The organism is Psychrobacillus sp. OK028 (assembly GCF_900103605.1).
Lineage (GTDB): Bacteria > Bacillota > Bacilli > Bacillales_A > Planococcaceae > Psychrobacillus.
The window spans coordinates 187,395-212,215 of sequence record NZ_FNHY01000004.1; the positions used below are offsets into that span (position 1 = coordinate 187,395).

The 24,821-nt window shown below is 38.1% G+C and carries 22 protein-coding genes and 1 riboswitch; of the genes, 12 read left to right on the forward strand and 10 right to left on the reverse strand.

What is annotated here, in order from left to right; translation table 11 throughout:
* The first annotated feature begins 19 nt into the window (after positions 1-19).
* Complete coding sequence (locus BLR36_RS09120) at positions 20-2,035, forward strand: sensor domain-containing protein (RefSeq protein ID WP_093061438.1); 2,016 nt, start codon at positions 20-22, stop codon at positions 2,033-2,035.
* A 46-nt stretch (positions 2,036-2,081) separates the two neighbouring features.
* On the opposite strand, the gene BLR36_RS09125 is transcribed toward BLR36_RS09120, so the two are convergent.
* The 3 genes from BLR36_RS09125 to BLR36_RS09135 all read right to left on the reverse strand — a co-directional run bounded on the left by BLR36_RS09125 (position 2,082) and on the right by BLR36_RS09135 (position 5,522).
* On the reverse strand, positions 2,082-2,531 hold the full coding sequence (locus BLR36_RS09125; protein WP_093061439.1) for a threonine/serine exporter family protein: 450 nt from the start codon (positions 2,529-2,531) through the stop codon (positions 2,082-2,084).
* 12 nt (positions 2,532-2,543) lie between these two features.
* Positions 2,544-3,287, reverse strand: a complete 744-nt coding sequence (locus tag BLR36_RS09130) for a threonine/serine exporter family protein (protein ID WP_371326709.1) — start codon at positions 3,285-3,287, stop codon at positions 2,544-2,546.
* Between the two features lie 117 nt (positions 3,288-3,404).
* Positions 3,405-5,522, reverse strand: a complete 2,118-nt coding sequence (locus BLR36_RS09135) for a beta-propeller domain-containing protein (protein WP_093061441.1) — start codon at positions 5,520-5,522, stop codon at positions 3,405-3,407.
* Between the two features lie 202 nt (positions 5,523-5,724).
* Between BLR36_RS09135 and BLR36_RS09140 the strand changes: the two genes are divergently transcribed.
* The gene (locus BLR36_RS09140; RefSeq protein WP_093061442.1) at positions 5,725-7,041 is read left to right on the forward strand and encodes a short-chain fatty acid transporter; all 1,317 of its coding nucleotides are present in this window, start codon (positions 5,725-5,727) and stop codon (positions 7,039-7,041) included.
* Positions 7,042-7,330: 289 nt separating this feature from the next.
* Here BLR36_RS09140 and BLR36_RS09145 read toward each other — a convergent pair whose 3' ends face one another.
* Genes BLR36_RS09145 through BLR36_RS09155 form a run of 3 tightly spaced genes read right to left on the reverse strand, consistent with a single transcriptional unit; the run spans position 7,331 to position 11,178 of the window.
* Positions 7,331-8,524: an acyl-CoA dehydrogenase family protein gene (locus BLR36_RS09145; RefSeq protein ID WP_093061443.1), complete on the reverse strand. Its 1,194-nt coding sequence runs from the start codon at positions 8,522-8,524 to the stop codon at positions 7,331-7,333.
* Between the two features lie 2 nt (positions 8,525-8,526).
* Positions 8,527-9,684 carry a saccharopine dehydrogenase family protein gene (locus BLR36_RS09150; protein ID WP_093061444.1) on the reverse strand — a complete coding sequence of 386 codons (1,158 nt, stop codon included), beginning with the start codon at positions 9,682-9,684 and terminating at the stop codon, positions 8,527-8,529.
* Between the two features lie 15 nt (positions 9,685-9,699).
* A complete protein-coding gene (locus BLR36_RS09155) occupies positions 9,700-11,178 on the reverse strand; it encodes an aldehyde dehydrogenase family protein (RefSeq protein ID WP_093061445.1) in 1,479 nt (492 codons plus the stop codon).
* A 162-nt stretch (positions 11,179-11,340) separates the two neighbouring features.
* On the opposite strand from BLR36_RS09155, the gene BLR36_RS09160 reads away from it, so the two are divergent.
* From BLR36_RS09160 to BLR36_RS09200, 9 genes are all read left to right on the forward strand, one after another.
* Positions 11,341-12,141, forward strand: coding sequence for a TIGR00266 family protein (locus tag BLR36_RS09160; RefSeq protein WP_093061446.1), 801 nt, complete (start codon positions 11,341-11,343; stop codon positions 12,139-12,141).
* Between the two features lie 501 nt (positions 12,142-12,642).
* Positions 12,643-13,209 (forward strand): TetR/AcrR family transcriptional regulator, encoded by a 567-nt coding sequence (locus BLR36_RS09165; protein ID WP_094029270.1) that lies wholly within the window; start codon positions 12,643-12,645, stop codon positions 13,207-13,209.
* Between the two features lie 33 nt (positions 13,210-13,242).
* Complete coding sequence (locus BLR36_RS09170; protein WP_094029271.1) at positions 13,243-14,613, forward strand: DHA2 family efflux MFS transporter permease subunit; 1,371 nt, start codon at positions 13,243-13,245, stop codon at positions 14,611-14,613.
* Positions 14,614-14,657: 44 nt separating this feature from the next.
* On the forward strand, positions 14,658-15,095 hold the full coding sequence (locus BLR36_RS09175) for a universal stress protein (RefSeq protein WP_093061447.1): 438 nt from the start codon (positions 14,658-14,660) through the stop codon (positions 15,093-15,095).
* A gap of 143 nt (positions 15,096-15,238) precedes the next feature.
* Entirely contained in the window at positions 15,239-15,439 is a 201-nt protein-coding gene (locus BLR36_RS09180) for a C4-dicarboxylate ABC transporter (RefSeq protein WP_139185080.1), read from the forward strand.
* An 81-nt stretch (positions 15,440-15,520) separates the two neighbouring features.
* Positions 15,521-15,627: riboswitch (SAM riboswitch) on the forward strand.
* A gap of 82 nt (positions 15,628-15,709) precedes the next feature.
* Positions 15,710-16,828, forward strand: a complete 1,119-nt coding sequence (locus tag BLR36_RS09185; RefSeq protein ID WP_093061449.1) for a methionine biosynthesis PLP-dependent protein — start codon at positions 15,710-15,712, stop codon at positions 16,826-16,828.
* Positions 16,825-18,012 carry a cystathionine beta-lyase gene (metC, locus tag BLR36_RS09190; RefSeq protein ID WP_093061450.1) on the forward strand — a complete coding sequence of 396 codons (1,188 nt, stop codon included), beginning with the start codon at positions 16,825-16,827 and terminating at the stop codon, positions 18,010-18,012. Before BLR36_RS09185 ends, metC begins: the two co-directional genes overlap by 4 nt.
* Position 18,013: 1 nt before the next feature.
* A complete protein-coding gene (locus tag BLR36_RS09195; protein ID WP_093061451.1) occupies positions 18,014-19,120 on the forward strand; it encodes a 5-methyltetrahydropteroyltriglutamate--homocysteine S-methyltransferase in 1,107 nt (368 codons plus the stop codon).
* 86 nt (positions 19,121-19,206) lie between these two features.
* Complete coding sequence (locus BLR36_RS09200) at positions 19,207-19,512, forward strand: hypothetical protein (RefSeq protein WP_093061452.1); 306 nt, start codon at positions 19,207-19,209, stop codon at positions 19,510-19,512.
* 97 nt (positions 19,513-19,609) lie between these two features.
* Here BLR36_RS09200 and BLR36_RS09205 read toward each other — a convergent pair whose 3' ends face one another.
* The 4 genes from BLR36_RS09205 to BLR36_RS09220 all read right to left on the reverse strand — a co-directional run bounded on the left by BLR36_RS09205 (position 19,610) and on the right by BLR36_RS09220 (position 23,634).
* Positions 19,610-20,758, reverse strand: coding sequence for an acyl-CoA dehydrogenase family protein (locus tag BLR36_RS09205; protein WP_093061453.1), 1,149 nt, complete (start codon positions 20,756-20,758; stop codon positions 19,610-19,612).
* Positions 20,758-21,921, reverse strand: a complete 1,164-nt coding sequence (locus BLR36_RS09210; protein ID WP_093061454.1) for a thiolase family protein — start codon at positions 21,919-21,921, stop codon at positions 20,758-20,760. Before BLR36_RS09210 ends, BLR36_RS09205 begins: the two co-directional genes overlap by 1 nt.
* Before the next feature lie 267 nt (positions 21,922-22,188).
* On the reverse strand, positions 22,189-22,959 hold the full coding sequence (locus BLR36_RS09215) for a 3-hydroxyacyl-CoA dehydrogenase (RefSeq protein WP_093061455.1): 771 nt from the start codon (positions 22,957-22,959) through the stop codon (positions 22,189-22,191).
* Between the two features lie 108 nt (positions 22,960-23,067).
* Positions 23,068-23,634, reverse strand: a complete 567-nt coding sequence (locus tag BLR36_RS09220; protein ID WP_093061456.1) for an NADPH-dependent FMN reductase — start codon at positions 23,632-23,634, stop codon at positions 23,068-23,070.
* 144 nt (positions 23,635-23,778) lie between these two features.
* Here BLR36_RS09220 and BLR36_RS09225 point away from each other — a divergent pair, with 144 nt between their 5' ends.
* Positions 23,779-24,687 carry an AEC family transporter gene (locus BLR36_RS09225; RefSeq protein WP_093061539.1) on the forward strand — a complete coding sequence of 303 codons (909 nt, stop codon included), beginning with the start codon at positions 23,779-23,781 and terminating at the stop codon, positions 24,685-24,687.
* The last annotated feature ends 134 nt before the right edge of the window (positions 24,688-24,821 follow it).

The following is a 24,821-nucleotide window of genomic DNA, read 5'->3' on the forward strand; positions in this document are numbered from 1 at the left end:
TATTTAAGGAGGCTTGAATATGTTTCTCAAAGAAGAAGAATCTTTAAACTTAAGCAACACTGTCTTTAGCAACTTGCCAACACCTTGTTTTATGACAGATAACGAGGGCAAGATTGTCTGGTGGAGCCAAGAAGCCGAAAAACAATTTGGTTACTCTATTATTGACTTACAAAACACAGATGTACCACTTTTTACTGACTATACACAAGGACACTTTAATGCAAATTGGGAAACTATTTTACATACAGAAGATCCTTTTGAAGTAAGCCCCGTAGTCCTTTATTCGAAAGATAAAAAAGCTATAAAAACATCCATTGTTGCAAAGTCCTTTGCCTATCAGGATATGCGCTATGTATTATTTCAGATTAAAACAGATACAAGTAATTTATTGGAAGCATCTTCTTTTCAAGAAGTTCAACTTATAAAAAAAGGATTGTCCAATTCTTTCATGGTCGTTTATATTGATCCTGAAGGGCTAATCATGCATGCTAACGATAAGTTTTTGAAAAAAAGTGGTTGGACTCCTAAACGAATCATCGGAAAATCTTTTTGGCAGCTACTACCGGATACTCCTGAATATATAGCAATTGGGAAACAGATTATTACGAAGCTTCGAGACGGCAAGGTATTTCAAAATGCTGTCGAGAAAGTCACAAAAGACGGCACTGTATATTGGGTGAATTTGTTAGGTATCCCTGTATCTAATACTCAAAATAATACGCCTTACTTTTTATTATTGGAAGAAGAAATTACCGAAAAGAAATTAATGCAGAACAAACTAGAACAGATTGCTTATGTAGACACAGAAACAGGTTTGTTAACTAGACATCGATTAGAAGAAATAGTAAATGAATATATCAAGGAAAAAAAATCATTTTCTTTTGTTTTCATTAGCATCGACCAATTTTATACATTAAAAGAAATTTTCAATGATCAAACCGAATCGATAATGTTAAATGAATTTGCCATAAGATTGAAAATCTATTTCGAAGATTCTATTATAGCAAGATCTGGCAGAGATGATTTTGCAATCGTAACTCCTTTAAGTGATTGGTATATCCAAGGGTTTACACATTATTTGAAGCAAAATCCTATTTACTTAGACAGCAAGATTATTCCAATTACTGTAAGCGGAGCTATAACTCGCTACCCGGAAGATCAGCAATCTTATCTTCATCTATTAAAAGCTACTACTAATACAATTCAAAAGGTTAAGCTAGAAGGTGGCAGTATGATCACTACTCTTTCTAAGTCTGACCACTCGAAACTTTCTCGCAAAATTCAAATTGAGAAGCGATTATTAGAAGCATTGAACCATAATGATCTACACGTTATGTTCTTACCTCAAAAAGATGTAAAGACCGGTGCAATAACGTCCGTAGAGGCATTAGTGAGATGGGAAGACAGCATACTAGGCACTGTATCACCAGAAGAACTAATCCCCATCGCTGAGGAAACAGGACTAATCAACGAAATCGGTCAGTTTATGCTCGAAAAATCTTGTGAGCAAGCTGCAATTTGGGAACGAAAAGGAATACCTATCAAAGTGAGCTTCAATTCATCCATTCGTGAATTTAGAGATAAAAATATGGTGCGAACGATTCGAAAAGTGCTAGAGAAATATAAATGTTCCCCACAGCTGATTCAAATAGAATTCACTGAGAAATTTGCTCTCGAGGCTGAAGCCGAAAAAGCAATTGTTCAGCAAATACAAAAGTTGCAGCAGGATGGTATCGTCTTTGTGTTGGATGATTTCGGAACTGGATATGCCTCTTTACGCTATTTACAAATGCTACCAATAGGTAAATTAAAAATAGATAAATCTTTTATAAGCTCTATTACTAAGCAAGAAAAACTTGAAAAGCTGGTTCAAGGTTTAGTACAATTTGGCCAATCGTTAAATTTACAAGTGGTTGCAGAAGGTGTCGAAACAGCCGAACAGTTTGAGATTCTCAAGCGAGTGGGCTGTGATGCGGTACAAGGCTATTATGTAAGCTTACCAATTTCTGCTGATGAAGTAGAGGAAATGTTATAAAAAAATTTATATAAAATAAAACCGTGGGCAGAGTTAATCTCTTTGCTCACGGTTTTGTTTTTAATCTCAAAAATGCCTTCACCCAAAGTTGGGTAATAATTTCTGCGAATACTAAGCCCATTGCTATAGCGCCTGAAATTAGTAAGGCTTGGGAGCCAAATTCAAGCGCTGTGGCGTAATCTTTTTCCACAACATGCCTCATAGCATTATAAGCAGTGCCCCCAGGAACTAGTGGAATGATTCCGGCAACACTAAAAATAATCATCGGCATTTTAAATTTTTTCGACATTATATGGGATACGAATGCAACGGTAAAGGCACCCGCAAATGAAGCACCTACCTGATCCTGGTTTAGTTGATTTACGCACATATAAACAATCCAACCTGTCATCCCACCAATTCCACAGTAAAAGAGTGATTTTTTCGGTGCGTTAAATACTACTCCGAAAGCCATAGCTGCGATAAAACTTAAAATACCTTGAGTAATATATATCAATCCTAATCCTCCTTACAGTGAAATTATTAGTGCTACTCCGGCTCCAATTGCAAAAGCGGTAAGAAAAGCTTCTGCTCCCTTTGACAGACCTGATACAAAATGACCTGCCATTAAATCACGAACAGCATTAGTGATTAATAAACCAGGTACAAGTGGCATTACAGAGCCAATAATAATTTTGTCAATTTCTATCCCTAGGCCACTAGAAACAGATAAAATTGCTATGATTGTAACGAACATAGCTGCTAAAAACTCCGCAAAGAATTTAACTCTAGTCCTTACTTCTAACCGGTCTGCTATTGCATAACCTATACCACCAGCGAGCAAAGCTGTTGATACATCCATTAGCCTTCCTCCGTATAATAATAGAAAAGCACCTGATGCAATAGCAGCTGCAGCTACTTTTATCCAAAGAGGAAATGTTTCATGACCCTTATCAATTTGTTTTAGCTCGCTATATGCTTCTTCAATTGTAATATCACCAAAAGTTAATTTTCTTGATACATTATTTACTAAGGCTATCTTTCCTAAATCGGTCGTTCTTGCTTTTATTCTTACTAATCTTGTTGGAAGGTTTTTGTTTCCACTAAAAATGATTCCAGTTGGAGTGACAAAGCTTTGAGATTCCGTCAGTTCCTGTGAAACAGCCATACGATCCATCGTATCTTCCGCTCGATATGTCTCAGCTCCACTTTCCATCATTAAACGTCCAGCAAGTAAACAGCATTCCACTACCAATTCATAATCTGCAGTCAATGAGGAACACCTTCTTTCATCCATTTAAGCTAATCTTATAGAACCAACTGAAAAAAAACAATTGCTGTTGGAATTTTATCCAAAATAAAGAAAGTGACTATAAAAGCCACTTTCGTTCTAATACTTCACTAGACCAGTTTGTTTATAAGTATGAATATTATAGCTTTTAATTTCTTTTATCGCAATTGTATAAATAGTGTCACCTGCGTAGACAATTCTTTGAATCGAACTTTCCCATTCTTCATACATTTGACCAGCAACCTCAGGACGAAGTAAGTCCCCTTTGCGCTGGATTCCATTTTCTGGTGTTATCTCGTAGATTAATGCTCCATCCTGCTTGAAATCTGAATATTCCTTGCCTGGTAGTTTTTCGTATATAGATACAGGGAACCCGTATAAATTATTCTGCTGGTGTTCAAAAAGTGCATGATGGTCATATTGTAATGGTGAATACGTACCTTGATCACCTATTATTTCTGTATCTTTTTCTTTTGGATTTGCAAAGTCACTTACATCGAACAAGGAGATTTTCATTCCTTCAGTTATAATCAGTGGCTCTTTCCCACCATTTTGGGTATCAATTTTTGTCTCGTAGCCGAACCCGATAAGATGATTTTCATCTAACGGATGTAAATAATTACTAAATCCAGGTATCTTTAACTCTCCTAATACTTTAGGAGAAGTAGGAGTAGCGGTGTCTATTACGAATAGCGGATCTGTTTCTTTAAACGTCACCATATAAGCTTTATCCCCCATAAACCTTGCTGAATAAATTCGCTCATCCTTTGCAAGACCTGTTAGAGAGCCTACCAATTTCATCCCATCATCTAATATAAATAAGTTGTTTTCAGACACTTCATTTTCATCCCAACTATTACCCTTAGTTGTCACTGCTCGTAAATATCCATTATATTCATCCATGGAGAATTGGTTTAAAATATGGCCCTTTAAGCGGTTGGAAGCAACAAATTGGATAGCCGTTTTGTTTAACGCAAACTTGAACACTTCCGTATCCATAGAGCCTGGATTCCAAATCATCTTGTTGCTAGAAGTACTTCCCTCAAAAATACTCGAAGTTAAAAACAAATTATCCTTCGACATATATAATTGTTCACTTCCACCGAGATAGCCTTTTGTCATTACTTCATTTTTCTTGGGATTCGTAACGTCTAAAGCAGTGATTATACTATACGTCGCCTCCTTGGAATTCGGAAGGATGGAAAGATCCTTGTATGGCAAAGGTTTCACTGTTTCTCCTGATTTTGAATCATACGTAAACGGGCGCAACTCTATATTTTCTTGTTCTTCCATTATCCAAAAATTTGGGTATACATTTGTTACATAGTAGAGCGTATCATCTGTTAGCCTAGCCCCAGACATATTCCCTTCCGTCCCGACCTCTCTTTGTAATTTCGGGGCTGATGGATTGGAAATATCATAAAATAACGCAGTAGTCATAGAATTCATCGGCATATACATTCGTGCTTCGTTATTACTATCTTCCTCATACTGTAATGTTTGATAAGAATTCTTTTGCGCCAAAACTATTAATGTTTTATCGGTTAAGAACAGCTGCATTGGATAATAATCCTGACCAAACCTAATCTTTGTTTCCTCTTTCATTTTCGTTGGATCCTCAATATTTACGATAGAGACGTTATTTTCTGTTATCGAATATATATGGGTGCCATTTGTTTTTACGATATCTGCCTCGTCTACACCTTCAACTTGATTGTTAGTTGTAGAATAATCACCGCCACCTTTAGCGTCAGAAGATACCTCCGCAGATTCTTCCGTCGATTCCGGAAACGCAAAATTCTTGTTATGAATGTTTTGCAATTTCATTACCATTTCAAAATGGGCTTTTAGCTCCGCTTGTGATTGGACTGTTGGCAGCTCTTTATATACGTGAAAAGGAAAATCAGTTTTTGTCCTTCTGAGTTTGTCTTTCACATGCAAAGTGTATTTGCCTTCATTCAATCCTGTAACCTCGAGGGATTTGCCATTTGAAGTAATCGAATAACTCGCATTGACTTTCTTACCTAGTTGATCCTCGATGTATACATCTCCGTTTTCTAATGCATTTTTTCCGATCGCGGAAGAAAAAGAAGCTCGAAAAACCTCACCAGATAGCACAACTGATTGAGCTGTCACAGATAATTTAGCGAAATAGAATACACTACCTAATCCAACCACTAAAACTAATGCCGCTATTGAAATAATCCACCTTTTCAATACGGATCACCCTTCCTTTTTTCTTTGTAACCCATTAGACTTTAAAAAATTGAATTAGTTACACCCACGGAAAGAAAATTCAGAATTATTATTAATTCCTTTCTCTAGATTAAATATTATGAATTGTATAGCGAATTAACTAGGGTTCAATTATCATATATTAAGAGGGGGATGGACAACAAAAACAAAGGGGGAAATTAATTTGAAGGTTTTAACACGATTTACAAATTCCTTAATGGAAAGGTACTTACCGGATCCGTATATTTTTGTAGCAATATTAACATTACTTGTTTTTTTACTTGGAGTGACTCTAACGGACTCTACTCCTCTTGAAATGGCTACTTATTGGGGAGATGGATTTTGGGGATTACTATCTTTCACTATGCAAATGGTTGTAGTCCTATTAGCAGGACATGTATTAGCAAGTAGTCCAGTTTTCAAAAAAATACTAAGTTCTCTTGCTGGTACTGCGAAATCTCCAGGAGCTGCTATACTACTAGTATCTGTAGTTTCGCTTATCGGTTGCTGGATTAACTGGGGATTTGGTTTGGTAATTGGGGCTTTATTTGCCAAGGAAATTGCTCGACAAGTGAAGAATGTAGATTATCGCTTACTAATTGCTAGTGCGTATTCTGGTTTCATCATTTGGCACGGCGGTTTAGCTGGATCTATTCCACTATCTATCGCAACGGAAGGACATCCCTTCGCAGACATAATGGGCATTGTTCCTACTACAGAAACTTTATTTACTACATACAACTTATTTATTGTAATTGCACTTTTTGTTTCTGTTCCACTATTAAACAGATGGATGATGCCAAGTAAAGAAGAAACTTTCTCTATTGATCCTACTCTACTTGAAGAAGAGGATACTGTTGAAGAGAATACTAAAAATCTTACACCCGCTCTTCGTTTAGAGAAGAGTTATATTCTAACTGGTTTAATCGGACTGCTTGGTTTAGTATATCTAGTTCAACATTTTATGAATAAAGGGTTTGATTTAAATCTTAATATCGTTAACTTGATATTTATAGTTCTCGGTATAATTTGTCATGGTACTCCACAGCGATTCTTAGTTGCAGTAAAAAATGCAGCTAAAACCGTTGGTGATATTGTTATTCAGTTTCCTTTTTATGCGGGAATCATGGGGATGATGGTTGCTTCTGGACTTGCAGGTGTCGTATCTGAGGCATTTATCAGTATTTCTAATGAGCATACTTTTTATCTCTTTACTTTTTATGCGGCAGGAATTGTAAACTTCTTTATCCCATCGGGAGGTGGGCAATGGGCAGTTCAAGCACCAATTATGTTAGATGCTGCATCTGCTTTAGATCTCAGTTATGCTAAGACTGCAATGGCTATTGCTTGGGGTGATGCGTGGACAAACATGATCCAACCTTTCTGGGCTTTACCAGCATTAGCTATTGCTGGTTTAAAAGCAAAGGATATTATGGGCTATTGTGTATTTATCCTGCTATTAAGTGGGCTAGTGATAAGTATCGGTCTATTTTTCTTCTAAAAGCAGTAAGATTTTAGTAGTATTTCAATCCTCCTCAGAAATCGCTTAAAGAATCGTATTAGACTAATAGGTTAAGCTCTCGAATAAATTAATCGAGAGCTTTTTTTGTTACCCTTTTCTTACTCTTGAAAATAGGTTAGTCTGTTAGGGATGGCGATTACTTGCGGTAATTAGGATTTCACTCTCTTTCGCTAGATATTTACTTGCGTAAAGAAATATTGTTTTAAAAAATTAAAAAGCAAGAATGTTATTCACGGAGGTGAACGACATTCTTGCTTTTTTATATATTTTATTCTTCAAATGGCCATTTCGGAAGCATATTGCTTAGCGTTTTGTCTTCCCGGTAACCGAGGACGTATTCCGCTTGCATGATTGTATGGATTTCTCGCGTTCCTTCATAAATAACTGGTGCTTTTGAGTTTCTCAAATATCGCGCTACCGGATATTCGTCTGAATATCCATAGGCTCCATACACCTGCACCGCATCATCAGCAGCTTTATTGGCAAAATCACATGCCTGCCATTTGGCTAGTGATGTTTCCCTTGTATTACGTACACCTTTGTTTTTTAGTTCGCCTACTCGGTACACGAGGAGCCGACTCATTTGAAGACCAGCTTCCATTTTAGCAATCATTTGTTGAACAAGCTGATGCCTGCCAATCTCTTTTCCAAATGTTTGACGCTCTTTACTATACTTAACGCTTGCTTCTAGGCATGCTAGCGATAACCCTACTGCTCCGGCAGCTACTGTGAATCGACCATTATCTAGAGCCGACATCGCAATTTTAAATCCTTCTCCTTCTTTTCCGAGAAGGTTTTCTTTCGGTACTCGCATATTATCAAAAAACAGTTCTCCAGTATTACCTGATTTAATGCCATATTTACCTTTTATGGCTTTTGATGAAAAACCTTCGAATGTTCGCTCGACGATAAACGCACTTATCCCATGATGCTTCTTGGATTTATTCGTATAAGCAAAAACGATGAAATGATCAGCCACATCACACAGCGAGATCCATGTTTTCTGTCCATTTAAGACATAGTCATCTCCGTCAAGCTCTGCAACCGTAGACATTGACGCTACATCTGAACCGGCGCCTGGTTCGGTTAAACCAAATGCTCCAATTTTCTCACCACTTGCCTGCGGAACTAAATATTTTTGTTTCTGTTGCTCTGACCCCCACTGCATTAAAGTCATAGAATTTAAACCAGTGTGAACGGAAACTGCTGTACGGAATGCTGTATCCCCACGCTCTAATTCTTCACAAACAATAGCTAGTGAGTTATAATCCATTCCACTTCCACCATACTTTTCAGGTATACAAACTCCCATCAAGCCAAGGTCTGCAAGTCTTTTCCAAATGGAAGGATCAAATGCGCCGTCTGATTCCCATTTTGCAATATGCGGAATTATTTCATTATCCACAAACTGGCGAACCGTTTTGCGAAGTAGTACTTGTTCTTCTGAGAAATCAAAGTTCATCTTTACTCACCTCTAGTAATGGATTCTCTTATTTCTACGCCTCTTGCTGCCATTTCTCGGATATAAAGGTCTCCAGGGACGATTAGCTCGGGAGGATACACTCCACGATTATTAATGACCTCGTTTCCAATCATTTGTGCAACGACGGAAACAGTATTAGCTGTTGCTCGAGCCATTGCAGTTTCACCTGAAAGAGGGTCTTTTTTGGTCGCCATCTCATATGTGTAATTTGTTAGCACTCCGTCTTGATAGCCTTCTACAATTACACGAAGCAATACTGCATCCTCTTTATCTCCTAGTAATAACTGAGGTGTTAGAACTTCCTTCAATACATCTCGCGCCTTTACCATGTTGCCATTTACATTTACGACTGTTTTTTTGTCCGTTAACCCTAAGTCTACGAGCAGTTTAAACTTATCTGCATGTCCTTTATAACGAATTGTTTTATATTCCAGTGTATCTACATTTGGAAAAGATTTAGGTAAAGTTGAAGTGCCCCCAGCTGTGTGGAAGGCCTCTAGTTCACCGTACTCTTCAAAGTTAATCGGTTCTACTTCTGAAAGAGATGGCACTTCCTGAAGTCTTCCTTCCCTTATAACATGAGAAGTATCCGTATAATGATCGAAGACTCCTTCTAACGAAAAGACGATATTGTAACCAAAAATCCCCTCAGGCTCTACTGGTATTCCTCCAACATATAATCGAAGTGCATTCACCTCATCTAGTTTAGAGGCTCCGTATCCAGCTAATATATTAATCATTCCTGGAGCCACACCTAAATCAGGGATTAAAGTAATTCCTTTAGCTTTAGCCTTTTCATGAAGTATTAATACGCTATCTGTTGCCCCGCCAATATGCCCTCCCAAATCGATAGAATGAACCCCTACTTCTACAGCAAGTCTCGCTATTTTTTCATTGAACGTATAAAATAATGCATTAATTACTACATCTGCTTCTTTCATTATTTTCCGTATACTATCGTCATCGTTTGCATCTAGTCTCAATACTTCGATTTTGGAGTTTTGCAATCTTTCCTTAAACATTTTTGCCTGTCCCACATCTAAATCACATAAGAAGACCGTTTCTACGTTTGGGCTTAACACTAAATCGCGGGCTGCTTCTTTCCCCATTAATCCTGCGCCTAATACAGCAACTTTCATGTAATCATCCCCCTATTATTCTGTGTCTATTTGTGCACGTTGTAATTTCCCACTGTAATCTATATAGATGCTTTTCCATTCTGTATACACATCTAAAGCTGCAACGCCTGAATCACGATGTCCATTTCCAGTACCTTTTGTTCCACCAAAGGGTAGGTGAATTTCTGCACCAGTTGTACCAGCGTTCACATAGACAATTCCAGTATCCAAGTCACGCTGAGCACGGAAGATTTTATTGACATCTCTTGAAAAGATTGAGCTGGATAATCCAAATTTGACGCCATTATTTACTTCAATCGCTTCTTCTAGTGAATTCACTTCGATCAAGGAAACAACTGGTCCAAAGATCTCCTCTTGAGCTATTCGCATGTTCGGTGTCACATCCGTAAATAGAGTAGGAGCATAGTAATTCCCTTTTGCTAGCTCTGCCTCATTTAAAATTGTGCCCCCTGTTAGGAGAGTTGCCCCTTCATCTTGTCCTATTTTTATATAAGAATGGATTTTTTCTAGAGCATTTTTATTAATAACTGGACCAATTTTGACTGTTTCATCTAAGCCGTCACCAATCGTTAGTTTTTCCATTTGTTCAAGAAGCATTTTTTCTAAATCTTCTCTTACATCTTTATGCACAATTACCCTACTACATGCCGTGCATCTTTGTCCTGCAGTTCCAAAGGCACTCCATAAAATCCCCTCGACTGCCAATGATAAATCCGCATCGTCCATTACAATTACTGCATTTTTACCACCCATTTCAAGAGAAACTTTCTTTAAATGACGACCACCAAGTTCAGCTACTTTACTTCCAGTGTCAGTAGAGCCCGTAAATGATATAACTTTTACTTCTGGATGCTCAATCATAGCCGTACCTACTTGAGAACCTGAACCAAATACAATATTAGCAACTCCTGGGGGTAATCCAGCTTCATCAAAGATTTTCGCCATTTCATATGCCATCATAGGAGTTTCCGTTGCTGGTTTCCAAATGAATGCATTTCCTGCAACGATAGCCGGAAATGATTTCCACGTAGCAATCGCAACCGGGAAATTCCAAGGGGTAATAAGTCCAACGACTCCTATAGGTGCGCGAACACTCATCGCAAACTTGTCTGCTAGTTCGGATGGAGTTGTCTCACCGAATAATCGACGACCTTCCCCAGCCATGTAAAATGCCATATCGATGCCTTCCTGTACTTCTCCACGGCCCTCTTCAATCACTTTACCCATTTCTTTTGTTAACACTTGGGCAAGATGCTCTTTCTTTTCTTTCATCAATCTTCCAATCTCATATAAATAATCCGCACGTTTAGGTGCTGGAACGAGTGCCCACTTCTTTTGAGCCTTTACTGCTGCTTCTACGGCAAGATTTACATCTTCCTCTGTAGATAGCTTGACCTCAGCCAGCTGTTCTCCATTCGCAGGATTTAATACTGCCGTATACTCCGCACGCTCGTCGTCTTGCCATTTCCCATTAATAAAATTTGTTAATTTCATTTTATTCCCTCTTTCTATTTAAAAATGTAAACGCTTTCACTACTTGTATTATTCGATATCAATTCTTAAAACCCTTTTAAAATTTTTGAAATTTTAGGATGAAACCTTTTAATCTTACTTTCGTATACTTAGTAGCTAATAAATTTCAGGAGGAATGTGTTCATGAATAATCATGAAATTGACTACAAGTTATACGGAGACGACATGCAATTTGTAGAAATCGAATTAGACCCAAAAGAAACGGTTGTTGCAGAAGCTGGTAGCTTAATGATGATGGAAGACGGCATTTCCATGGAAACTATTTTCGGTGATGGCTCATCTGGTTCTGGTAATAGTGGACTTATGGGCAAATTAATGGGTGCAGGTAAACGTATGCTTACGGGAGAAAGTTTATTCATGACAACATTTACTAATACCGGTAGCGGAAAAAGACATGTTTACTTCGCATCGCCTTATCCTGGCAAAATTATTCCAATGGACTTGAGCCAATACCGCGGCAAAATTATTTGTCAAAAGGATGCGTTTCTTGCGGCTGCTAAAGGCGTGACGATTGGCGTAGAATTTCAGCGTAAATTAGGTGCAGGGTTCTTTGGTGGCGAAGGTTTCATCATGCAAAAGCTTGAGGGCGATGGACTTGCTTTTGTTCATGCAGGAGGAACGATTCATAGAAAATCACTTCAGCAAGGTGAGGTTTTACGCGTAGATACTGGATGTCTTGTAGCAATGACTGCGGATGTAGATTACAATATTGAAATGGTCAAAGGAGTCAAAACTGCCTTGTTCGGTGGCGAAGGTTTATTCTTTGCTACTCTGCGTGGTCCAGGTACGGTATGGATCCAATCACTTCCGTTTAGCAGATTAGCTAGTAAGGTGTTTGCTGCTGCTCCACAAATTCCAGGTGGCAGTTCTAAGGGTGAAGGAAGTATCGCAGGTGGATTGTTTGACCTACTTGGTGGTAAATAAATATAGAATTTAGAGAATGACTTGATTTTTTAAGTCATTCTTTTTTTGTTGGTTTAGATAAACTTTGTTGTTGCGGATATGAGAGCGGATGTTGCGGAGATTGGCCTAGAAGTTGTGCATATTACCCTAGAAGTTGCGCATTCGAATTCCTATGTTGCGTATAACCAAATGAAAGTTGCGCAAAGGGGTTACTCTCGGATGACATCGAAACACTCTCGGAGGCGCTTGTTTTACTCTCGTTCGGTTGGGACGGAACCCATTTACTCTCGGACAAACTTGTTTTACTCTCGCTTAGAACGAATTTACTCTCGTTCGGTTGCGTTTACTCTCGGACGTAATTGATTTACTCTTGCTTAGAACCAATTTACTCTCGTTCGGGTTATTTGTGTCTAAATAATGAACATCCATATTGCTATACGACAAAAAACATTAGAAATTTAGAATATTGTTTTGCTATACTAAAAAACAGACCGGTTGGTATGTAGGAGGTGTACTGCGGAAATGGATACAAAATTGCTGATAATCAATATCGCAACAAAACTTTTCCAGCAAAAAGGATATATAGGTGTTGGATTAAACGAAATTTTGAAAGAGTGTGGAATTTCAAAGGGTTCGCTTTATCACCACTTTCCAAATGGAAAAGAAGAACTTCTAATGGCTTGCCTTCACTCATTGAATGAAGCTATTACGGGGGATATTAAAGAAATTTTTGAGGGGCATTCAACTACTAAAGAAGCGACTAATGCAATGATTGAAAAGCTGATTGTCAATTTTGAAGCTGAAGGAACACTTTCGGGATATACCTTTAGCAGCATTGTTAGCGAAATGGCTTCTTTAAGTGATTCTGTTAGAAAAGCATGTACTAAACTATATTCGGAAATTCAGACTATTTATTTCCACAAATTAGTAGCAGATGGCTTTACTAATGAAGAAGCTTCTTCTATTGCTTTGATGATTACAGCTTCTATTGAGGGAGCCATGTTACTTTGCTTAATGCAAAAAACGATGGAACCACTCCAAGTTGTTTCCCAATTACTACCGCAAATTTTAGAAACAAGGAGATCTTAAAAAGTGAATAAAACATATAAGACTGGCCCTATAATGACGGCTCTATTAGTAGCTGGATTTGTAGGACTTTTTAGTGAAACAGCATTAAATATTGCTTTAGGAGATTTAGGTACTATTTTTAAAGTAGACCCGACAACCGTTCAATGGTTAGCGACAGGATATTTCTTAACACTCGGTATTTTAATACCAGTAACAGGTATCCTAATGCAAAAATTTACAACAAGACAAATGTTCTTAACTTCTATATCTTTAACCCTTCTAGGTACAATTTTAGCGGCACTATCACCATCATTCGGTTTTCTGTTAACTGGACGTATTATTCAAGCAGCAGGGTTAGCTATTAACTTACCTTTAACGCAAAATGTTATCTTCACTATCTTCCCTCCAAACAAACGCGGAGCTGCAATGGGAGTTATGGGATTAGTTATGTTAGCAGGTCCGGCATTAGGTCCAACCATTGCGGGACTGATTTTAGATACATTATCTTGGGATTGGATTTTCTGGGCTCAAGTACCATTCCTATTATTATCATTAGTTATTGGAATTTTTTATGTACCAAATGTTAATGAAATACGAAAAGTGTCCATTGATATATTGTCAGTTATCCTTTCTACAGTTGGTTTCGGTGGGATTGTGTACGGATTCAGTGTATCTGGTGACAACGGTTGGACAAGTCAAATTGTTCTAGGGTCTATCATTATTGGCGTAATCGGAGTAATTCTGTTCTCGATGCGTCAAATGAAAATGGAACAGCCAATGATGAATTTACGAGCATTTAAATATCCTCTTTTCGTTCTTGGTGTATTTATGAGCTTTATCACCTTCTTCAACATGCTTTCTATGCTTGTAATTTTACCGATGTATATGCAAATGGCTTTAGTGATCGCGGCATTTACAACTGGTTTAATACTATTACCTGGTAGCTTACTAAACTGTATTTTAGCACCGGTAATCGGTGGATTGTTTGACAAATATGGTCCAAGAGCGATTATTACACCTGGTACAGCACTAGTGGTTATTGCTTATGCGCTATACGCACAATTAGGAACAGATTCTGCTCTTTGGGTAATCGTCGTAATCCATATTATTATGATGTTGGGTATTGGTGCGGTTCTTGCATCTACACAAACAAACACGCTAAATTCTTTACCAAAGGAATACTACCCAGATGGAATTGCAATTACGCAAACTATCCAACAAGTTGCAGGTGCGGTTGGTATTGCAGTTATGGTTTCTCTTTTTTCTGCTAAACAAAATAGTTATTTAACAACAGTTAGCAACAATTTTTCAGAGGCAGCAGCATCAGGTTCTTCATTCGTATTTACTATTGGCCTAGTCTTTGCAGTGATTAACTTAATCCTATCTTTCTTTATGAAAAAACCTCAAAATGTAACGTTAAAATAATATAAATTGATTTTCATTCTATTTAATTAAAGGAGATTAAAACAATGGCAAATCATTATAAGAATATTGTTGTAGCAGTAGATGGTTCTAAGGAAGCGGAATACGCATTTCGTAAATCAATCGATGTGGCAAGACGAAATGTTGGAGCAACATTAAACATCGTTAATATTATCGATACTCGCTCATTCGAAGCTTATGAACGTTCCATTTTTGATACTGCACATAAGCAGTCAGAGGAACTATTGAATGGCTATAACATGCAAGCTCATTCAGAAGGTATTGAAAATGTAAACACTGTAATTGAATATGGACATCCAAAAACTCTTCTTACGAAAGAACTTTCAAAAATAGCAGATGCCGATTTAGTCATCTGTGGTGCAACTGGGCTAAATGCGGTTGAACGTTTTCTAATAGGTTCTGTTTCAGAGGCTATTGTACGATCTTCTACATGTGATGTTTTAGTTATTCGCACTCCTGAGTAATCATAAAAGAACGCACAAACATTTTTCCTGTCTGTGCGTTTTTTTAGCCGATTGTTCATGCCCCTCCTCTATTCCCTTCATATAATACATGGAGGAATGCTATACCTTGGGGTTCCTACAATAAAGGATAGGAGGTGTGCATGTTGAATTCTTCTACAAGTTTATGGGTTGGTTTGTTGGGGATTGTCTTAGGGGTGCTTGGTTTCTTCTATGCTCCACTTTGGTTAGGTGCTGGAGCAGTTCTATTAGGGCTTGCAGCATTAGCTTATTCTTACAAGTTAGTAGTAGGCTGGATATCTTTAATACTCGGGGTAATTGTTTTAATATTGACATTTTTGACATAATAATAATTAAAAAGCGTATTGTATTAATATCCACTACGTGTTAAGCTTATTTAAATTTAAAACTTTGATAATTTCATATATTTCTTATCCAGAGAGACGGAGGGATTGGCCCGAAGATGTCTCAGCAACCAGCCAAGTCGAGGTATGGTGCTAATTCCAGTAGACGTTTACCGTCTTGAAGATAAGAAGACAAACTTCGATATTTCCTTGAGGGTTCTCTTCTTATTAGAGAATCCTCTTTTTTATTTTAATTGTAAAGGATGAATATTTATGACAAAAAACAGTATTGACACACAGCTAGTACAATTGGGAAATCATAGTGATGAAAAAACCGGGGCTGTAAACCCACCGATTTACCTATCCACTGCTTACAAGCATAATGGAATCGGGCAATCTACAGGGTATGACTACACACGCACAAAAAATCCAACAAGAGCTATTTTAGAAGAAGGAATCGCTAAGCTAGAAGGCGGAGACGCTGGTTTTGCCTGTAGTTCGGGTATGGCTGCTATTCAATTGGTGCTATCCCTTTTCCGTTCAGGTGATGAAATTATTGCTCCTGAAGATTTGTATGGAGGAACGTATCGTCTATTTAACCAGTACGCTGACTCCTATAATATTCGCACTACATACGCAAAGTTTGAATCCGCTGAAGAAGTAAATGCTTTGATCACAAAAAATACAAAAGCTTTATTTATCGAAACGCCAACTAACCCTTTGATGCAAGAAATAGATATTCAACTATTTGCGGATATAGCAAAAAAACATAATTTATTATTAATCGTAGACAATACCTTCTTAACCCCATATTTACAGCGACCAATTGAATTAGGTGCGCATATTATCATCCATAGTGGGACCAAATATATCGGGGGGCATAACGACGTTCTGGCAGGACTTGTTGTTACAAAAGGAATCGAACTAAGCGAACAATTGCAAACTAATCACAATGCTGCAGGTGCTGTTCTTTCCCCTTTCGATTCTTGGTTATTAATAAGAGGATTAAAAACGCTTCACCTACGTATGAAACAGCATGATGCAAATGCTAAAAAGATTGCCGAGTTTTTAAAACAGGAAGCTACCGTTAAAGATGTATTGTATCCCGGTATTGGTGGAATGTTATCCTTCCGTTTACAGAAAAGCGACTGGGTTGCTCCTTTCTTAGAAAGACTTCAACTAATTGTTTTCGCAGAAAGCCTTGGTGGTGTGGAAAGTTTTATCACGTATCCTACTACGCAAACACACGCGGATATACCTGAACAAGAACGGAACGCACGAGGCGTTGATAATAGCCTACTTCGTTTTTCGGTCGGAATTGAAGATGTAGAAGATTTAATCGCAGATTTAAAACAGGTATTGGATACATTAGAAAGCGAGGCTACAAAATGAGTAACTACAAAGAATCGTTGGAAACTAGTCTTATTGTTGCATCTACACGAGGAGATTCAGAGATAAAAACTGGAGCAGTCAATGTCCCTATCTATTTATCCTCCACTTTCCATCAAGAAGGCTTTGATGATTTTGGACCTTATGACTATAGCAGATCGGGAAATCCTACGAGAGATGCACTGGAAAAAACGATTGCAGAATTAGAGGGTGGGCCTAGAGGACTGGCTTTTGCATCAGGAATTGCGGCTATTTCTTCGGCATTTATGCTTTTGTCCGCTGGTGATCATATCGTTATCACCGAAGATGTATATGGTGGTACTTTCCGTTTTGTTACAGAAGTCTTGCCTCGTTTTGGTATCGAGCATACTTTTGCAGATTTTACGGATATTGAAGCAATTGCTAGTGCGATACAATCTAATACAAAACTGATTTACATTGAGACACCATCGAACCCATGCTTAGGTATTACAGATATATCTGCTGTCGTAGAACTTGCAAAATCCAATAGTTGTTTAACTTTTTTAGATAATACATTTATGACACCTATTTATCAGCGTCCGCTAGATTTAGGAGTAGATGTTGTCTTACATAGTGCTACAAAATTTTTATCTGGACATAGCGATATTATTGCAGGACTTGCGGTTACAAAAGACGAGGAATTAGGAAAGCGGTTAGCGTTTATCCAAAACTCATTCGGTGCTATTTTAGGAGCACAGGATTCATTTTCACTAATACAAGGAATCAAAACTTTAAGTGTACGTTTTGAAAAATCCGCTCAGTCTGCACGAAAAATTGCCAACTATTTAAATGATCATGATCTAGTGGAGAAAGTCTATTTTCCTGGTCTTTCCACTCATCCAGGATACGAAACGCATAATAAGCAATCTAGTAGTGCCGGAGCAGTTCTTTCATTCCGTTTACCGACTAGATCCATTGCAAAGGCTTTTGTAGAAAACGTTAAAATTCCAGTATTTGCGGTAAGTCTTGGCGGAGTAGAATCAATTCTGTCACATCCAGCTCAAATGTCACATGCTGCGATGCCTAAAGCGGAAAGAGAAAAACGTGGAATAACAGATGGTCTCTTACGTTTTTCGGTTGGATTAGAAAATGTAGATGATTTAATCGCGGACTTTGAACAAGCTTTAGCAATTGCATCGAAACAAAATGAGAAAGTAGGAATATAAAATGTCAAAACCATTAGTTGTAAATACACCATTCAAAGCAGATCACGTAGGAAGCTTTTTGCGACCAGCTCGCTTAAAAGAAGCTCGACTACAATTTGAAAACAATGAATTAACAGCAGATCAATTAAAACAAATAGAAGATGAAGAGATTACGAAACTAGTAGCAAAACAAAAGGAAATTGGACTTCAAGCTGTTACAGACGGAGAGTTTAGAAGAAAATGGTGGCATTTTGATTTCCTCGGTGGATTTGACGGAGTAGAATTTTATGATACAGATAAAGGATTAACGTTTAAAGGTGTGCAAACTAGAGCCCACGGTATTAAAGTAAACGGGAAAATTGGTTTTAGCACGCATTATATGATTGAACACTTTAAGTTCCTTCAAAGTATCGCAGGTGATGCAGTAGCAAAATTCACAATACCTAGTCCAAATATGTTACTGTACCGAGCTACTATTGAAGAAGGCATTTATTCAAACCAAGAAGCTTTGTTAACCGATTTAATCGTGGCATATCAAGGAGTAATTCAAGCACTTTATGATGAAGGTTGTCGATACCTTCAACTTGACGATACTTCATGGGCAACCACTTTTTCAGAGGAAGGAATTGCATCCTTAAAAGAAAAAGGTCTCGAATTGGATGAAGCACTGGCATTATCAGCACGCGCTATTAACGAGTCAATCGCAAAACGTCCCGAGGATCTGCTAGTCACGATGCACATTTGCCGTGGAAACTTTAAGTCTACGTACATTACTAGCGGAAGTTATGAGCTAGTCTCGGAAACTATTTTTGCTGGGTTAAATGTAGATGGTCTATTCCTTGAGTTTGATGATGAACGTTCGGGAGGTTTCGAACCACTTCGTCATGTTAACCGTTCAGATTTATCTATTGTATTAGGGTTAATCACATCTAAACACGGAGATTTAGAAGATGCAGCTCTTATTAAAAATAGAATTAAAGAAGCAACTAAATATGTGCCATTACAGCAGCTTTGTTTAAGTCCACAATGCGGTTTTTCATCTACTGAAGAAGGAAATCTTTTGACGGAGGAAGAACAATGGTCGAAGGTTCAGCATGTAATTCAAATCGCTAATGATGTTTGGAAATAAGGAATTCAATATTCCCCCTAATGTTTTAGACATGTTGCGAAGGGTAAATAGATAGCAGAGGTTAAAACATGAAGGAGGAATTTAAGATGGGAAACCAACAGTATGAACACGCAACAGATGAGATTGTGGAAGAAACTGGCGCATATACATGTGAGGCTGGAATTACCAAAACTTTAAATAAGGGCGATAAATTCCCTTCTTGTCCGGAATCACAAATAGCTACTTATTGGAAACACGCGGAAGGTCACCATCATAATTCAGGAGAACCAGTAACGGAATCTGGAAGATATATTGATGAGGATGGCGACGAGATGGATTTAGTTGAGGGATCTACCTTCCCTAATTGTCCAAAAGCAGGAACTCCTACACAATGGAGACATGCTGGCAGCTAAATCTGAACAGAATTCAGAATTCTATTAACAAAAGGCTCGACCTAGTGATGAATTGCTGGGTCGAGCTTTTAATCATTCATTTGCTAAATTATCTAATTTATAAACCTAAGTTCTTTGAAATTATCACCTTCATTATTTCATTTGTCCCGGCGTATATCGAAGCTACTGGTATATCTCGATATCTTCTTGCAATTTTATATTCTTCCATATAACCATAGCCACCATGCAATTGCATACATTCAATCGAAATTTCTCTTGCCGTTTCGGTTAGCCAATATTTGGCCATCGACACTTTAGTAACTATATCCTTCCCTGCAATATGATCCTCTATAAGGGATTCTAAAAATGATTTTCCAAGCTCTATCTTTGTTGCCATCTCTGCTATTTTAAACTGTGTATTTTGAAAGGACGATATTGATTTTCCAAAAGCTTTACGAGACTTTACATACTCCATTGTCATTTCTAACATATCCTCTGAAGCAATTTGAGCAGAGATTGCGACTACTAATCTTTCCTGTTGTAGTTTTTCCATTAAATAGCCAAAGCCTTTTCCTTCTTCGCCGATCAAATTTGAAATGGGAATTCGGCAATCCTCGAAGTATAGCTCTGCTGTATCCTGTGCATGCAATCCGACCTTATCTAACTTACGCCCTTTCGAAAATCCAGGAGTCCCTTCTTCCACAATAACTAAACTAATACCTTGATGCCTTGGTTCTGCTTTTGGATTAGTTTTCACTACTACTAAAAACAGATTTCCATTAACACCATTTGTAATGAATGTCTTTTGTCCATTTAAAACGTAATGATTTCCATCGCGAATTGCTGTTGTTTGTATATTAGCTAAGTCTGAACCTGTTCCTGGCTCTGTCATCGCAACGCCAGTAATGAAATCGGAAGTTATACATCCCGGTAGCCACCTTTGCTTTTGCTCCTGTGAACCAAATGACTCTATATAAGGAACTACAATATCGTTGTGCAATCCGACTCCAACTAAACTTGAACCAACTCTCTCTAATTCCTCTGAAATAATTACACCGAAACTAAAATCCAAGCCAAGACCACCATAATCTTCCTCTACTTGTGAACACAAATATCCCATCTCACCAAGTTTTCTCCAAAAGTCCTTTGGAATAAGACGGTCCTTTTCCCATGTTTCATAATTGGGAACAGCCTCCTTTTGAAGAAAGTTTCGCAACGATTTTCGAAATAATTCATGCTCTTCGTTCTCAAATCTATACCTCCCCATTATTCTACCCCCTCTTCAATTCTTTCAATAATTGTGGCATTTGCCATACCCATTCCTTCACAGATAGCCAAAAGACCATAGCGCCCACCAGTTCGTTCAAGTCTGTGTAGCATGGTAACTAATAATTTTGTACCTGTCGCTCCTAATGGATGACCCAACGCTATTGCTCCGCCATCTGGATTTAACTTTTCTGGATTGGCACCTATCTCTTTTAGCCAAACTAATGGAACCTGTGCAAAAGCTTCATTGACTTCATAGGTATCTATATCATCAATCGAAAGTCCCGCTTTTAATAACACTTTTTTCGTCGCTTCAATTGGACCTGTCAGCATAAGCGTTGGGTCTGACCCTGTAACGCTTCGAGCTATTATACGAGCTTTAGGTTTTAGTCCAAGCTCATCTGCCTTTTTACGGGACATTAAAAGAACTGCAGACGCTCCGTCACTCATTTGACTAGCATTCCCAGCAGTAATCATTCCATTTTCATCAAATACAGGCTTTAATCCACTTAATACATCAACAGTAGAACCTGGACGAGGGCCTTCATCCGTTGCAAAGCTTTTTATGGTGCCATCTGTTTGTGGAACCCCTACCGCAACAATTTCTTTTTCAAAATGACCTTTCTCAATTGCTTCAATCGCTTTTGTATGACTTTCAGAAGCATACTTATCCAATTCTTCACGCATTAAATTCCACTTCTTTACCATTCGTTCGGACGATAGCCCTTGATTGATAATTTCATATTTCTCCGTTAGCTTTGCACTCGGTTTTGTGTCTCCCATATTGGAAAACATCGGTGTACGCGTCATACTTTCTACACCACCAGCAATGACTATATCCATATCCCCAGAAGCAATTGCTTGTGCAGCAAAATGGACTGCCTGCTGACTAGAACCACATTGTCGATCAATCGTCACTCCCGGTACATGAATCGGAAAATCGGCGATCAAAGCTGCTGTACGTGCGACATTCCCAGCTTGCTCTCCAACCTGAGTGACACAGCCTAAAATGACATCATCAATTTCTGCTTTATCCACTCCTGCACGATTTACTAATTCCTCTAACACTACAGCTGCAAGTTCATCTGCTCTGTATTCTGAAAGTGCCCCTTTTCTTCTTCCTATTGCAGTACGTACCCCTTCTACTATTACAACCTCTGTCATATCATTTCCACCCTCCGCTTTTTTTGTCTTGATCCGGTCATCAGCCCCTCGAGTCACTTCAGAATTTCGTTAAAGGCAAAAGACGCCTTTTCCGAAATCCTTCCAGTGCTAGTCGGGGCTTACATAGGCGCTTTCGCTTTTCTTGTTGTCCAGCTACAGCGCCTAGCCCCTCGAGTCACTTCAGAATTTCGTTAAAGGCAAAGGACGCCTTTTCCGAAATCCTTCCAGTGCTAGTCGGGGCTTACATAGGCGCTTTCGCTTTTCTTGTTACCTTGGTTGCATTCTAATTGCTCCATCCAATCGAATTACTTCCCCATTGATATATTCGTTTTCAATCATAAAAGCTACTAGCGAAGCAAATTCTTCAGGTCGTCCAAGTCGCTTTGGAAATTCCACCAACGACTCTAGCTTTTCTATTACTCTATCGTCTAAACCTGCTGCCATAGGTGTACGGAATAATCCTGGAGCAATTGCATTGATACGTATTCCATTTGCGGACAGATCCCTTGCAATAGGCAAGGTCATCCCCACTATTCCTGCCTTACTTGCACTATAAGCCGCCTGCCCCATTTGTCCCTCAAATGCTGCAACTGAGGCTGTATTAATAATAACGCCACGTTCGCCCGAATCTGTGAGCGTTTCATTTTTTATCATTTCTACAGCAGCTAATCTCAATGTGTTAAACGAACCTATTAAATTTATATCTATCACTTTTTTGAAATTTTCTAGAGGCATCGCTCCATTTTTTCCAACTGTTTTTTGCGGAGGAGCTATACCAGCACAATTCACACAAATATGTATTGCCCCAAACTTTTCTACTGTTTGCTGAATAGCTGCATGAACAGATTCTTCATCTGCCACATTTACTATCTCGTAGGTTACGTTTTCTCCGAGTTCCTGAGTGACCTTTTTAGCTAATTCTTCATTTAAATCAAAAATTACTACACGAGCTCCTTTTTGTAATAAATGCCTAACAGTTTCCAGCCCCAACCCAGATGCCCCACCTGTTACAATTGCCACTTTGTTTTGAATATCCACTGTCTCACCCCTTTATGTTGTCTGAAAATTTTAAATAATACATTTTAATTATAACTCAAAAAGTCCAAGGGAAAAATATTATTCCCTTGGACTTAAATTGATTTTAGATTAACGGAGCGTTTTTAAAGCCCCGCCCCATGCGAGTAATTGGTCAAGCATTTTATGAGCGTTTCCTTCGTGATATGCAGCAGGTCTAAATAAACTCATATTCTCAAAGTCAGCCATTAGTGAGAATGTAACCGCAGTACTAACATCTGCAACCTGTAATTCTCCTAAAATTAAACGCATATTTTCATGTGCACGTGCTCCACCTAAACTACCATATCCAACAAAACCAGCTGCCTTATTGTTTAATTCGGGGTTTAAGTAATCTAATGCATTTTTTAATGCTCCACCAACTGCGTGATTATACTCTGGAGTAACGAAAATATAACCATCATACGTATCCATTTTTTCAGACCAATTTTTTATCGCAGAATTGGCTTCTTCCTCCTGTTCTGAAGGAATCTCTTGCCCAAGAAGAGGCAATCTATAATTTATCAAATCTACTAATTCATAGTCTGCATCATTTCTTTTTGAAGCAAAATTAAACATCCATTTTGACACAGCCTCTGCATTACGCCCTTTTCTTACGCTTCCAACCACAATACCAATTTTTAATTTTTCTACTGACATTATCTCTGCCTCCGTCTGTTTCTTTAAAGACATTATACACTCTTCTTTATCATTTCCTTGTGAATGATTTCTACACATTTATTGCCATTATATATTTTAATAATGATATAGTAATTTTAATAGATGGAGATTGAAGGTGTTGAAGTGGAACTTATATTAATTATTTTGCCGGTTTTTATTATTTTCTTTATCGGGTTTATCGGACAAAAATTTATTGGTTTCGATATTAAATCTATTTCTACAGCTGCGCTATATTTAATGTCTCCATTTTTAGCTTTCCGAACATTTTATACTAATGCCCTAACGATAGAATATTTTTATATCGTATTATTCTGTCTTATTTTGGCCATTATTTTACTTATATTGACTTGGATAACGGGAACTCTTATGAAATCTTCACGCTCAGAACTTTCCGCAATGATTTTAGGTGGCATGTTTATGAATAGTGGAAATTACGGTGCTCCGGTAGTGTTATTTGCTTTAGGGGCTACCGGCTTTGACTATGCTGTGATAATTATGGTTCTACATGGTTTGTTCATCAATACATTTGGTATATTTTTTGCATCTCTTGGTGGTGATGAAAAGGCGACATGGCAACAGTCCTTGCATCGCGTAATAAGGATGCCGTTAGTGTATGCAGCTGCACTCGGTATTTTTTTACAAGAAACCGGAGTGACTGTTCCTCAAGCGGTAATGGATGGAGTAGGACTTGTAGCAGACGCTTCAATACCAACCGTGATGCTCGTTCTTGGAATGCAATTAGCTGTCATTTCTCGAAAAAAGGTTGCTTACCGATACGTCGCTGTAGTTTCTGTTATTCGGATAATTGTATCCCCCCTTCTGGCTGTTGGGATTTTATACTTTTTGCCGGTTAATGATACGGTCAAACAGGTTGCAATTATACTAGCCGCTATGCCAACAGCAGCTAATACAACAATGTTAGCATTGCAGTTTAATACCGAACCGGATCTTGTTTCGTTTACAACTTTAGTTACAACTCTCGTCAGCATTATTTCTATTCCGCTAGTTCTATTTTTCTTAGGAATATCTTAGAGTAGTAGAGAGTAAAATGCCGAACTCTTATTAGTTTTCTTTGCTAATAAGAGTTTTTTGTATTCGCCATTACGTTATATAAAAAAACAATTTTGTTGAGAATTAGACAAGTTCTAGCTTCATAGGTTAGGTAG